Raw genomic sequence first — 12518 nt, forward strand, 5'->3', positions numbered from 1 at the left:
GCAATCCTGTTTCAAACGCCATGCGCCAGATCATTCTCGATACCGAAACCACCGGCCTGAACGCCCGCACGGGCGACCGCATCATCGAAATCGGCTGCGTCGAGCTGCTCAATCGTCGGCTCACCGGCAACAACCTGCACTTCTACATCAACCCCGAACGCGACAGCGATCCGGGCGCGCTCGCGGTGCACGGCCTGACCACCGAGTTCCTCTCGGACAAGCCGAAGTTCGCCGAAGTCGCGAACGAGATTCTCGACTTCATTCGCGGCGCGGAACTCATCATTCACAACGCGCCGTTCGACATCGGCTTTCTCGATGCCGAGCTTGCGATGGTCGGCAAGCCGCCGCTCAAGCAACATTGCGGCGACGTGATCGACACGCTCGTGCAGGCCAAGCAGATCTTCCCGGGCAAGCGCAATTCGCTCGACGCGCTGTGCGACCGCTTCGGCATCAGCAACGCGCACCGCACGCTGCACGGCGCACTGCTCGACTCGGAACTGCTCGCCGAAGTCTATCTGGCGATGACGCGCGGCCAGGAAAGCCTCGTGATCGACATGTCGAGCGCACACGATGCCGACGACGCGACCGCCACGCCGCGCGTACGCTTCGAGACGCTCGCGCTGCCCGTGATCGCCGCGAGCGCCGACGAAATGAGCGAACACGACGCCCTGCTCGACGGTCTCGACAAGCAGATCAAGGGCACCTCGGTCTGGCGCACGCAGCCCGTCGTCGAAGAAAATTCGGGTACTGTGCAAAATACTTAAAAAAGGGCTTTACAAGACTGAAAATGCCCGGCATAATTTGAATCTCTTCGGGTGGTTAGCTCAGCGGTAGAGCACTGCCTTCACACGGCAGGGGTCACTGGTTCGATCCCAGTACTACCCACCAGGATTCTGGTGTTGGTAAAGACAAGCACCGAAGATAAAAAGCCCCGTTGCGCAAGCAACGGGGCTTTTTTCATTGTCGCTCGCATTCGGCAATCGTCGCATCAATCATCGCTTCGGATTGCTGATGATTGACTTCCGCGCGAGCGCCCCGCTACGACGCGCCATCCGCATCCATGCCCGCCAGCCCGATACCGCGCGCCATGCCCGTCGCGGCAAACACCATCACGATGAGCAGCAGCGTCTGCCACCGCCCGATGCGCGCGTACTGCGGCGCGCGCGCGAGATCGGGCACGTCGCCTTTTTTGACGGCGTTGCGCCAGCGCAGCAGCGCCATCATCGGCACGATTTCGAGCGCGAGGATCAGCACGAGCGCGCCCATCTTCACGTGAAAGAGCGGTTCGTGGAGATAGTAGTCGGCGCCCTTTTCGAAACCGCCGAACGCGCGCATCGCGCCCGTGACGATCAGCACGACTGCCGAGCCGCCCCAGCCGTTATCGGCGCTGAAGATGGCGGGCAGCGCTTCTGTCGAGGTGCAGCGGCGCAGGCCGCGCGAGCGCCGCACGATCGAGGCGAGCGCGAAACCAAAAGCCAGCAGATGGATGGCGGCAAGCAACCAGCGGACAAGCATGGCGACTCCTTCGAAGCGACGATGGATCGGCAAGCTGCGGCGGAGCGCGCTCCGCGGATACGGCAGGAATCGGATCGGCTGGAAGTGAATCGACTGAAAGCCGAGCGACGGCAAGCACAACGAATAGCAGAAACGCGAAAAGCGCGGCGGCGAACCGCGCTCGCGGATCAGACCTGCTTCAGCGCAGCATCCAGCGCGCGAGCGGCCACGCGGTCGCCTTCGGTCATGAGACGCAGGCGGAACACGGTCTGACGATTGTGTCCCGCCGCCGCCGGCGAGTCCCACATCAGTTCGATTTTCGGACGGCGTTCGTGCGTCGGCGCGGCCGAGGCCGCCTGAACCGGCACGAGCGCGGTAATCGGGGCAGCCTGCGTGACGGGTTCAGCCGACGACGCGGCGATCGCGGCTTCGGCTTCGAGCGGCGCGGCCGTCGTCACCGGCGCGCGATCCGGGACACCCTTCCCCGCCTGCGCGCCATGCGGCCAGCGCACCGACAATTCGCGCGCGTCGTACTGGCCGAGCTTGCGGCTTTCGAGCCAGACCACCGTGGTGCGCGTCGCGACATCGATCGACACGGCATAGCGCCCGATCGCAAAGCGCCGTGCCGCGAAATTCGACCGCCACAGCGCGCGAGGACGGCAGATCCACACGACGGCTGCGTACAGCGCAGGCAGCACCACGAGCCAGCCGTTGGTCTCGGCGGCCGCATGCACCGCGCGCCGCCAGCCCGCCAGCCACGCGAAGGCGCCAATCGACCACAGCGCGAACAGGCAGCCGAAAATGCCGAAGACACGCAGCGCCTGGCGCAGCCACTGCGGCAGCGGATGGAACGGCCGCTCCATACGCGCCTTGGCGCCCGGCAGCACGATCAGCAGAAACAGGAACACGAGATTCAGGCACGCGACCGGCGACGAGGCCATCCCCTCGAGCGCCGCGATGAAATTCATCTGCGCCATCGAGTGGAGCCAGCGCGCAAGGATCACGAGACCGATCGCACGCAACGCGAACATCGTGCCGGCACCAGGAACGGTGACGGCGCGCGTCGGTCGGGTTCTTGCCAAGGCACTTCTCCTGTGTCGCTGTCGTAAAAAGAGGCCGCCCAAATTCGCGGAACGGCCATTATAGGGACATTGCCGCCGCGCCTCCCACTCGTCGCCGGTGAGGACCGTTGTGTGCGGCGTAAATGTAACAACGCCCCAGTGCGAAGCACTGAGGCGTTGTGAAAATCCGTGCGAGCCGTCCAGGGACGGCTCAAACCACACGCTTAGCTGGCGTTGACTTCGCGCAGCACGGTGCGGCGCTTCTGGCGCAGCATTTCTTCGTACACGGCGACGTAGTTCTTCGCCATGACCTTCGACGAGAAACGCGATTCGAACGCGCCGCGCACCTTCTCGCGCGACAGCGTCGGCAGGCGCTTGACTGCGGCGACTGCGCTGATTTCGTCTTCGACGACGAAACCCGACACGCCGTTGTCGATGACTTCCGGCACCGAACCGCGCTTGAACGCGATGACCGGCGTGCCGCAAGCCATGGCTTCGATCATGACCAGACCGAAGGGCTCCGGCCAGTCGATCGGGAACACCAGCGCGTGCGCGTTGCCGAGGAATTCACGCTTTTCATGCTCGCCGATTTCGCCGATGTACTCGACGTGCGACTGCGCCATCAGCGGCTTGATGACTTCTTCGTAGTAGGCGCGGTCGGCCTTGTCGATCTTGGCGGCAACCTTGAGCTTCATGCCAGCCTGACCGGCGATGCGGATCGCCTTGTCGAGACCCTTCTCCGGCGAGACGCGGCCGAGGAACGCGAGGTAGCCCGGCTCGACGTTGTCGATCGGACGCAGCACGTCTTCCGGCAGGCCGTGGTAGACGGTCTGCTGCCAGTTGGCTTGCTGCAGCGGCAGGCGCTGGTTGTCCGAGATCGAGACGACCGGCACGTCGCTGAACGCGTTGAAGATCGGCTGCAGTTCCGGCAGGTCCAGGCGGCCGTGCATCGTCGTGACGAAGGGCACTTCCTGACGCTGGAACAGCGAGAACGGGTAGTAATCGATGTGGAAATGCAGCACGTCGAATTCATGCGCGCGGCGGCGCACTTCTTCGAGCAGCAGCATGTGCGGGGCCATCACGTCGCGAATCGTCGGGTCGAGGCGCAGCGCCTGCGGCCAGAACGCTTCGAGCTTCGCCGAGGTGATCGAATCGCCGCTCGCGAACAGCGTAACATCGTGACCCTGTTCGACCAGCGCTTCGGTCAGGTAGGAGACCACCCGTTCCGTGCCGCCGTAGAGCTTGGGAGGAACCGCCTCGTGCAACGGAGCGATTTGAGCGATTCGCATAGTGGTGAACTCCTTCCTCGTAATAAATCGGGCAAAGTACTGCAAGTTTGACAATCGACCTCGCGAGCCGCGGCATCCATGCCGCTCGCCCTGCCAGGCGTTCTGTACCGCTGACCGCGCCGGATGCCCGGCACACTGACCGACGCAGTTCTTTCGTAACGGATCGTCACGCGCGGCGGCTCAGGCGGTAAACGCGCAGGGTTCGCGGTCGTTGACACACAAGCTGTCAAATTCCCTACGCCATTCGAGTCGGCATTATCCGGGTTTGCACCCATGGCCGGCTAGAACATTTCAAAGTCTTTACGTTGTTACAAACTGGAAACACTCCACAACCCACTGTTTTTAAAGACAGTTATAGATTGATGGGACGTTTCCGGGCGGCGCACCGCGCTCGCATCCGAAACCGGAGCGTCGAATGTTGCCTGGCGCGCCCCGCAGCGCGTTCGTACGATTTTTCTTACGATTGCCGCGCGGCGACCAGGTCCATCCTGGGATGATTCGGATCGCACGATGCGAAAACGCCTCGACGAATCCCGAACGCAATCCATAATTGTATCTCTAAAAAGGCCGGGAAAACCTGCTGAACCTCGGCCACGACACCTTGCAGGAAGGCACACCGATTGCCACGCAGTCGCGATAAGATGCGCGCGCATCGGGCACGGGGCATGCGCCCCGCGTATTGGATGTTTACAATGCGGGTATTCCGTCAGGTTTGCCGTTGCGCCTTCCTATCCCTTTTTCCACCTCGAACGGACAAAGCTCCGTCAGACCGACCACCGATCAATTGGAACATCTGACCATCGCCCAGCGTAACGCCCACAACGCAAAGCTCGCGAGCTATGCGCGGCGGCCGCTCGCGTTCCTTTTCCGCTACATCAAGCGCCACCCGTTCGCCCACGCCGTCGTGCTGGCCAGCGTGTTCGCGGCCGTCGGCTGCGCGCTCGCCTCGCAGTACGCGATCAAGCATCTGATCGACGTGCTCGGTACCGGCCGCCACCATCCGGGTCCGCTGTGGACCGCGTTCGCGATCCTCGTGGGCCTGATCGCCGCCGACAACCTGCTCTGGCGGGTCGGCGGCTGGTTCGCCGCGCACACTTTCGTCGCCGTCACCGGCGACCTGAGGCGCGACCTGTTCCAGTACCTGAGCGGCCACTCGCCCACTTATTACTCGGAGAAGCAACCCGGCACGCTCGCGAGCCGGATCACCGCCACCTCGAACGCCGTCTACACCGCCGAGAACACCACCGCCTGGAACGTGCTGCCGCCGTGCATCGCGGTGGCGGGCGCGATCGTCATGATCATCGCCGTGAATCCGCTGATGGCGGGCGGTCTGCTGCTCTGCTCGGCGATTCTTTCGGTGATCCTGTTCAAGCTGGCCGGGCGCGGCTCGGCGCGTCACCACACGTTCGCCTCGCGGGCGGCGGCGGTGGACGGCGAGCTCGTCGACGTAATCGGCAACATGGCGCTCGTGCGCGCCTTTGGTATGACGTTTCGCGAGCAGAAGCGCTTCGGTTCGACCGTCAAGGCCGAACTCGACGCGCGCCGCCAGAGCCTGCTCTACCTCGAAAAGCTGCGTCTGCTGCACGCCGTGATCACGGCCATGCTGTCGGCCGGCCTGCTCGGCTGGGCGCTGTGGCTCTGGGATCAGGGCAAGGCCACCTCGGGCGACATCGTGCTCGTGAGCTCGCTGGGCTTCACGATCCTGCACGGCACGCGCGACCTGGCCGTGGCGCTCGTCGACGTCACGCAGCACGTGGCGCGTCTGGCCGAAGCCGTGCAGACGCTGCTGGAGCCGCACGGCATGCCCGACCGCGACGACGCGAGCGAGCTCGTCGCGCAAGGCGGCCGCGTGGAGTTCGAGGGCGTGACCTTCGCCTACCCGCATCGCAAGCCGATTCTCGACCACTTCGACCTGCGCATCGAGGCCGGTCAGCGCGTGGGCCTGATCGGCAAGTCGGGCGCGGGCAAGACCACCGTGCTCGCGCTGCTGCAGCACTTCTACGAGACCCAGGGCGGCGCGATCAAGATCGACGGCCAGGACATCTCGCACGTCACGCAGGACAGCCTGCGCCACGCCATCGCGCTGGTGCCGCAGGACATCTCGCTGCTGCACCGCTCGATCTACGAAAACATCGCCTACGGCCGCCCCGAGGCGAGCCGCGAGGAAGTGCTCGCCGCCGCCCGCGAGGCGCGCTGCGCCGACTTCATCGAGGCGATGCCCGAAGGCTACGACACGATCGTGGGCGACCGCGGCGTGAAGCTCTCGGGCGGCCAGCGCCAGCGCATCGCGATCGCGCGCGCGATCCTCAAGAACGCGCCGATCCTGCTGCTCGACGAAGCCACTTCGGCGCTCGACAGCGCTTCGGAAGAAGCGATCCAGCAGGCGCTCGACCGCCTGATGGTGGGCCGCACCGTGATCGCCATCGCGCACCGTCTGTCGACGCTACAGAACTTCGACCGCATCATCGTGATGAGCGCGGGCAAGGTGATCGACGACGGCAATCCCGAGGAGCTGCGCAACCGTCCGGGCCTGTATCGCGAGTTGCTCGCGAAGCAGTACGGCAAGGGCTCGACGCTGCATCTGGGCAGCAAGAAAGCCGACGAAAAGCACGTTGCCTGAGTTGTTAGCGCACTGATCTTCGCAAACATCGGGCACAAAAAAGCCGCTTCCTTCGAAGCGGCTTTTTCTTTGCTGGCGAGTGTGTCAGGCGTGACGCGTCACGCCGTGCGTTACGCGCTACGCGCTCCGTCGCGCGGGCACGTCCGTGAGATCGCGCATGAAGCGGTCGCGCCACACCGAGACGTTGTTCTCGCGCAGCTGCACCATCATGTCGTTGTAGCGCGCGAGGCGCTCCGCCAGCGGCATCGCCAGCGCCTTGCCGAGCGCGTCGGCCATGCCGTCGATATCGAGCGGATTGACGATCAGCGCGCCGCCCAGCTCCTGCGCCGCGCCCGCGAACCGCGACAGCACGAGCACGCCCGGATTCTCAGGATCCTGCGCGGACACGTATTCCTTCGCGACGAGGTTCATGCCGTCGCGCAGCGGCGTGACATAGCCGACGTGCGAGGCGCGGAACAGCGCCGCGAGCACGGCGCGCTCGTACTGGCGATGGATGTACCAGATCGGCGTCCAGTCGAGTTCGGCGAAGCGTCCGTTGATGCGCCCCGACTCCGCTTCGAGCCGCAGACGGATGTCCTGGTACGCGTGCAGATCGGCGCGCGTGGGCGGCGCGATCTGCACGAACGAGACCTTGTTGCGCTGCGCCGGCGCGCCTTCGAGCAGCCGCTCAAAAGCACGGAAACGCTCGACCAGACCCTTCGAATAATCGAGGCGGTCGACGCTCATAATGACCTTGCGGCCATGCAGCGCCGCCTTCAGCGTGCGCACCGGCTTGCCGCGCTCGCCGGCCTTGGCGAGTTCGGCGACTTCGTCGGGATAGACGCCGATCGGATAGTCGTTCGCGGCCAGCGTCTTGCCGAAGGCCGTGATCTGCGTGAGACCGTCGGCGCGCTTTTCGACCGAGCCGTCCGCCTCGTTGACGATGTAATCGCAGAACGCGCGCAGATCGGGCTTGGTCTGGAAACCGAGCAGGTCGAACGAACACAGCGCCTCGACCAGTTCGCGATGCGGCGGCACCGCCAGCAGCACCTGCGAGGCCGGAAACGGAATGTGCAGGAAGAAGCCGATGCGGTTCTTCACGCCCGCCGCGCGCAGCGCCTGCGCGAACGGGATCAGGTGATAGTCGTGGACCCAGATGACGTCGTCGTCGTGCAGCAGCGGCACGAGCTGCTGCGCGAGCCAAGCGTTCACGCGGCAATAGCCTTCGTAGTCGTGGCGGTCGTACTGGACCAGATCGCTGCGATAGTGGAACGCGGGCCACAGCGTGGCGTTCGAGAAGCCGCGGTAGTACTGGTCGTAATCGCGGCGCAGCAGGCCGATGGTCGCGAACGTGACGGGGCCGCGTTCTTCGAGCTGGATGTGCGGCTGGCCGGACGACAGCACGTCGCCGCTCCAGCCGAACCACATGCCGCCGGTTTCCTTGAGTGCGTCGTACACGCCGACCGCGAGACCGCCCGCGGCCGGGCCGCCTTCGGAGATCGGCGCGACCCGGTTCGACACGATGATCAGTCGGCTCATGAGATGCGGGTTCCGTGCTGGGAGAAAAACAGATGCGCCGGACCAGCCGGCGCAAGAAGCGGATAAAGCAACGCGCGAGACGCCATCAGGCGCCGCGCGCCGGGGCGACCAGTGCGGCAAGCCAGGCGAGCAGCGCCTCGACCGAGTCGACGCGCGTGCGCGCGATCGTGTCGCCGCCGCCGACCTTGATCGACAGGCCGCCACGCTCGTTGACCACGGCGAAGCCCTTCTCGTCGGTCAGATCGTCGCCGGCGAACACCGGCGTGCGGCCCGCGAACGGCGGTTCGTCGAGGAACGCGCGCATCGCGCGGCCCTTGTCGACGTCCTTGGGCTTGATTTCGTAGACCATCTTGCCGGGCTGGAGCACGTAGGCGTCGGCGAATTCGGCGGCGAGCGCCTCGGTGGCCGCGCGCGCCACGTTCTCGTGCTCGGGCGCGTTGCGGTAGTGCAGCGCGAGCGCCGCGCCCTTGATCTCCAGCAGCGTGCCCGGATGCGTGCGCACGACTTCCGCGAGCACCTGCTCCATGTGCAGCAGGCGCGCGTCGTGGAAGCCGACGCGCTGCGTGTCGCCGTTCGCGTCGCGGCGCTCGGCGCCGTGCAGGCCCGCGATCGGCAGATCGGGCATGCCGAGAAAATCGTCGATGCTCTCGATGCCGCGCCCGGAGACGATCGCCACCGCGCCATGCGTCGCGCGACGCAGCTCGGCGAGCAGCGCCAGCATGTCGGGACGCACGAGCACGCCGTCGGGCGTGGGCGCGAGCTCGACGAGCGTGCCGTCGAAATCGAAGAAAAATGCCGTCTTGTCAAACGGCAATCCTGCGGGAAGTGCTTGCGGAGTTGCTTGCATCAAGTGTGTTTCGCCCCTCGGCGCGTGCGCCGGGTATAAGTTCGGCGGCGCGCACGCCTGCCGGGGAAAGTGTGCGAATCTTACCGCGCCTGCCTCTAATTATCGAGAAAATGGCCCGGCAGACGCGTTTTGACACACTTTCTTGCACAAAAAGCGGCCTGGACGCCTCGTCCGGCTGGCGTCGCCTGCGCGCTTTCCGATGCGGCGGCGATGCGACATTTCGTCCCCGTTTTATCGACAGGACGGCGCCGCGCCGGTGCACGCGCGGCAGCGAGGCCGCAATTTTGCTACAGTCCACCGGCATGACGCACGGTCGGCCGCACCGTCCAACCCGGCGAGCGACGCCGCCCGTGCCGCTCGACACCCTCGAAGCATCGCCTCCCGAGACAGCCTGAGACCGCCTTTGAACCACCCGTTCACCGCCTCCCGCCCCTTGCAGCTTGCTCGCCGATCGGCGTGCGTCGCGCAGCGGCTTGGCGTGTCGCTCGGTTTGTCGATCTCCGTGGCAACGGCCGCCGCGCTGCTCGGCGCGTGCTCGCATCCCGCCGAACCCTGGCAGCTGACGAACGTCAGCGGTCATCTGCCCGACCTCGCCTTCACGCTCACCGCCGACAACGGCCAGCCGATGACCGCCAGCGATCTGCGCGGCGAGACCGCGCTCGTCTACTTCGGCTACACGCATTGCCCGGACGTGTGCCCCGAGACGATGGCGCGCCTGATGCAGGTCATAGCAAACCTCGGCCCCGGGGCGCAGCGCGTGCGGATACTCTTCATCAGCGTCGATCCCACGCGCGACACGCCGCAAGCCCTGCACGCCTACGTGAGCGCCTTCGATGCGCAGCACGCGCTCGGCCTCACCGGCAGCGACGCGCAGATCGAGGCGCTCGCGAAGCGCTATCGCGTCGCGTATCAGATGGAAAAGCGCGATCCCGACGGCAGCTACGAAGTCACGCACAGCTCGGCCCTCTATGTGTTCGACGCGCAGGGCCACGCACGCCTGCTCGCGACCGACAAGGACTCACCCGCCGCGATCGCGCAGGACGTGCGCCGCATCATCGACGCGCCCGCATGAAGACCCGATAAAGACTCAACGGGCGCGCCGCGAACCCTGAACCGATTTCCCGTACCACCCGCAACAGGAACTGCCATGACGATGAAACTCAAGTCCCTCACCGCAACGCTCGGCTGCGCCCTCGCCTGCTCGTTCACCGCCTTCGCGCCCGCCGCCCACGCGGCCGACGCGGCGATCAGCGCGCAGAACGCCTGGGTGCGCTGGCTGCCGAACGACCTGCCGGCGGCGGGCTACGTCACGCTCAAGAACGACGGCGACAAGCCGCTCGATCTCGTCGACGTGTCGAGCGACGACTACGGCATGGTGATGCTGCATCAGACGGTGTCGAACGGCTCGACGCAGAAAATGGTGATGGTGCACAAGGCGACCGTGCCCGCGCACGGGACGCTGGCGATCGCGCCGGGCGGCTATCACCTGATGCTCGAGCATGCGAAGCACAAGGTCGCGCCCGGCGACACGGTGCACATCAAGCTGAAGTTCTCGGATGGCGCGACGCTCGATGCGCCGTTCGCGGTGAAGCCGCCGTCGCAGCAGTAAGGCGGCGTTGACGCTTCAACGTGCGCGATGAAGCCGACCAGAAGCCCGCGATGAACCAGCGAAGAGAATCGCGATGAACCTGCTCTACTGGCTCGATCCGTGGGAGCCCTCGCCGACCGTCGTGATCGCGATCGGCGTGGCGGCGCTGCTGTTCGTGCGCGGGCAACACAAGGCGCGCGTCACGCTCGCGCGCCGTCTCTCGTTCTGGTTCGGGCTCGGCGCGCTCTACGTCGCGCTGCATACGCGGCTCGATTACTTCTTCGAGCACGAGTTCTTCATGCATCGCGCGCAGCATCTCGTGCTGCATCACCTCGGGCCGTTCTTCATCGCGCTGGCGTATCCGGGCGCGGCGCTGCGCGCGGGCATTCCGTTCGCGTGGCGCCAGCGCTTCGTGCGGCCCGCGCTCGCGGCGCGTCCCGTGCGTCTCGCGCTCGATGTGGTGATGCATCCCGTCGTCGCCGTGACGCTGTTCGTCGGCCTGATTTATTTCTGGCTGCTCTCGCCGATCCACTTCGTCGCGATGCTCGACTGGCGTCTTTATCGCGTCATGAACTGGAGCATGGTGATCGACGGGCTGCTGTTCTGGTGGCTCGTGCTCGATCCGCGGCCCGCGCCGCCCGCGCGCCTCGCGCCCGGCAAGCGCGTACTGGTGGTGATCGCCGCGATTCCGCCGCAGATCGTGCTCGGCGCGTTCATCTTCTTCACGTCGCACGAGCTGTATCCGATCTACTCGATCTGCGGACGCGCGTTCACCTGGCTCTCGCCGATGCGCGATCAGCAGATCGGCGGCCTGCTGCTGTGGATTCCGGGCTCGATGATGAGCGTGATCGGCGCGCTGATCGCGCTGCGTCACTGGATGCGGCTCTCGGCGCGCGGACGTCTGCAACGCGCGCAGCCGAAGCGAAGCCGCGCGCCGACGCGCGCGGTGCAGGTGAATTCCCGCTGATTGACAGCGGATTGACGCCTTGAGCCGCCTATGTCGCGGCGATGCCGGCGTCAGACCGAGCGCATCCACACGTGCGGGATGCCGTCCTCGTCGTGAATCTCCGAAACGGGCGTGAAGCCGAACGCGCCGTAGAACTTCTGCAGATGCGCCTGCGCGTGCAAACGCGTCGGCACGCCGGGCCATTGACGCGCGATGTGGCCGATCGCGCGTTCGAGCAGCCCGTTGCCGAGCTTGATGCCGCGAAAAGCCGGCGACGTCACCACGCGGCCGATGCGCACGTCGGCGTCGTCGGCGCTCGGCACCAGCACGCGCAGATAACCCGCCAGCGCACGCACGCCATCGCGCTCGCCCCAGGCGAACAGATGCCACGCGGTATCGTCCTCGCCGTCGATGTCGCCGTAGACGCAGTTCTGCTCCACCACGAACACATCGGAGCGCAGTTTGAGCATGGCGTAGACGTCACGCGCGCTGAGCGCATCGAATGCTTTCCATTGCCAGTCGAGTTGAGCGGTCGGCAATGCGGGGGACTGCGCGGTCATAGGATTTCCATCGAAGCTTGCTGAAAGGCAGATTATGCCTCGCGGCGCGAGCGCGCCACAAACGCATCCTCGCCCGCACAACGCGCCCGCGCTATTTGCGGCGACGCGGCGTCTCGTACTTGCGCCAGTACTGGAACGGCTCCTCGTGCAAGTCGATATCGAGTTCGACGATGCGCGCCTGCATGCGCTCCTGCGCATCGGCGATCGCGCGGTTGTAGACGGCCGGTGCGATCTCTTCGAGAAAGAAGCCCAGCAAACCGCCCGCGGCGATATTGCCGATCGGCGTCTCCATGTTGGCGTCGAAGTAACGCTGGATCGATGCAATCGCGGCGGCGCGCTCGTCGTCGGGGAGTTCGATGGACATGGCGGAGATCCGGTGGGAAGCGATCCGCTATTGTGCACGCGCCACGAAGCGTGCGAATGGCGAACGAGGACCGAACCCGAAGCGGAAAAAGAAAAAGCCACCCGAAGGTGGCTTTTTCTGGAACTACTTGGAGGCGCGAGCCGGAGTCGAACCGGCCTACACGGCTTTGCAGGCCGCTGCATAACCGCTTTGCTATCGCGCCAAAAGCGGACTGTTCGATGTTTGGCGCGC

The 12518-nt window shown here is 65.5% G+C and carries 12 protein-coding genes and 2 tRNA genes; 6 read left to right on the forward strand and 8 right to left on the reverse strand.

Features of this window, described 5'->3' with window-relative positions; translation table 11 throughout:
- Positions 1–20 precede the first annotated feature (20 nt).
- Both dnaQ and U4Y88_RS07285 read left to right on the forward strand, forming a co-directional pair.
- Positions 21–764 (forward strand): DNA polymerase III subunit epsilon, encoded by a 744-nt coding sequence (dnaQ, locus tag U4Y88_RS07280; protein WP_321783181.1) that lies wholly within the window; start codon positions 21–23, stop codon positions 762–764.
- 49 nt (positions 765–813) lie between these two features.
- Positions 814–888, forward strand: a tRNA-Val gene (locus tag U4Y88_RS07285).
- Between the two features lie 150 nt (positions 889–1038).
- On the opposite strand, the gene U4Y88_RS07290 is transcribed toward U4Y88_RS07285, so the two are convergent.
- From U4Y88_RS07290 to U4Y88_RS07300, 3 genes are all read right to left on the reverse strand, one after another.
- A complete protein-coding gene (locus tag U4Y88_RS07290; RefSeq protein ID WP_321783183.1) occupies positions 1039–1515 on the reverse strand; it encodes a DUF2214 family protein in 477 nt (158 codons plus the stop codon).
- A gap of 167 nt (positions 1516–1682) precedes the next feature.
- Positions 1683–2576 carry a hypothetical protein gene (locus tag U4Y88_RS07295; protein ID WP_310630045.1) on the reverse strand — a complete coding sequence of 298 codons (894 nt, stop codon included), beginning with the start codon at positions 2574–2576 and terminating at the stop codon, positions 1683–1685.
- A 203-nt stretch (positions 2577–2779) separates the two neighbouring features.
- Positions 2780–3844 carry a glycosyltransferase family 4 protein gene (locus tag U4Y88_RS07300; RefSeq protein WP_224008367.1) on the reverse strand — a complete coding sequence of 355 codons (1065 nt, stop codon included), beginning with the start codon at positions 3842–3844 and terminating at the stop codon, positions 2780–2782.
- A 784-nt stretch (positions 3845–4628) separates the two neighbouring features.
- Here U4Y88_RS07300 and U4Y88_RS07305 point away from each other — a divergent pair.
- Positions 4629–6464 (forward strand): ABC transporter ATP-binding protein, encoded by a 1836-nt coding sequence (locus U4Y88_RS07305; protein WP_310630044.1) that lies wholly within the window; start codon positions 4629–4631, stop codon positions 6462–6464.
- A 117-nt stretch (positions 6465–6581) separates the two neighbouring features.
- Here the strand turns inward: U4Y88_RS07305 and otsA are convergent, their stop codons facing one another.
- Positions 6582–7982 carry an alpha,alpha-trehalose-phosphate synthase (UDP-forming) gene (gene otsA, locus U4Y88_RS07310; protein ID WP_224008362.1) on the reverse strand — a complete coding sequence of 467 codons (1401 nt, stop codon included), beginning with the start codon at positions 7980–7982 and terminating at the stop codon, positions 6582–6584.
- 85 nt (positions 7983–8067) lie between these two features.
- The gene (gene otsB / locus U4Y88_RS07315) at positions 8068–8829 is read right to left on the reverse strand and encodes a trehalose-phosphatase (protein WP_224008488.1); all 762 of its coding nucleotides are present in this window, start codon (positions 8827–8829) and stop codon (positions 8068–8070) included.
- Positions 8830–9325: 496 nt separating this feature from the next.
- Between otsB and U4Y88_RS07320 the strand changes: the two genes are divergently transcribed.
- From U4Y88_RS07320 to U4Y88_RS07330, 3 genes are all read left to right on the forward strand, one after another.
- Positions 9326–9901, forward strand: a complete 576-nt coding sequence (locus U4Y88_RS07320; RefSeq protein ID WP_415774411.1) for an SCO family protein — start codon at positions 9326–9328, stop codon at positions 9899–9901.
- 75 nt (positions 9902–9976) lie between these two features.
- A complete protein-coding gene (locus U4Y88_RS07325; protein ID WP_321783185.1) occupies positions 9977–10438 on the forward strand; it encodes a copper chaperone PCu(A)C in 462 nt (153 codons plus the stop codon).
- A gap of 73 nt (positions 10439–10511) precedes the next feature.
- Entirely contained in the window at positions 10512–11384 is an 873-nt protein-coding gene (locus U4Y88_RS07330) for a cytochrome c oxidase assembly protein (protein ID WP_321783187.1), read from the forward strand.
- 50 nt (positions 11385–11434) lie between these two features.
- Here the strand turns inward: U4Y88_RS07330 and U4Y88_RS07335 are convergent, their stop codons facing one another.
- From U4Y88_RS07335 to U4Y88_RS07345, 3 genes are all read right to left on the reverse strand, one after another.
- Positions 11435–11923 (reverse strand): GNAT family N-acetyltransferase, encoded by a 489-nt coding sequence (locus U4Y88_RS07335; protein WP_321783189.1) that lies wholly within the window; start codon positions 11921–11923, stop codon positions 11435–11437.
- Positions 11924–12014: 91 nt separating this feature from the next.
- On the reverse strand, positions 12015–12287 hold the full coding sequence (locus U4Y88_RS07340) for a DUF2164 domain-containing protein (RefSeq protein ID WP_310630040.1): 273 nt from the start codon (positions 12285–12287) through the stop codon (positions 12015–12017).
- A gap of 128 nt (positions 12288–12415) precedes the next feature.
- A tRNA-Cys gene (locus tag U4Y88_RS07345) sits at positions 12416–12489 on the reverse strand.
- Between the last annotated feature and the right edge of the window lie 29 nt (positions 12490–12518).

Origin of the sequence: Paraburkholderia sp. J94, assembly GCF_905220285.1 — a bacterium.
Taxonomy (GTDB): domain Bacteria; phylum Pseudomonadota; class Gammaproteobacteria; order Burkholderiales; family Burkholderiaceae; genus Paraburkholderia; species Paraburkholderia tropica_A.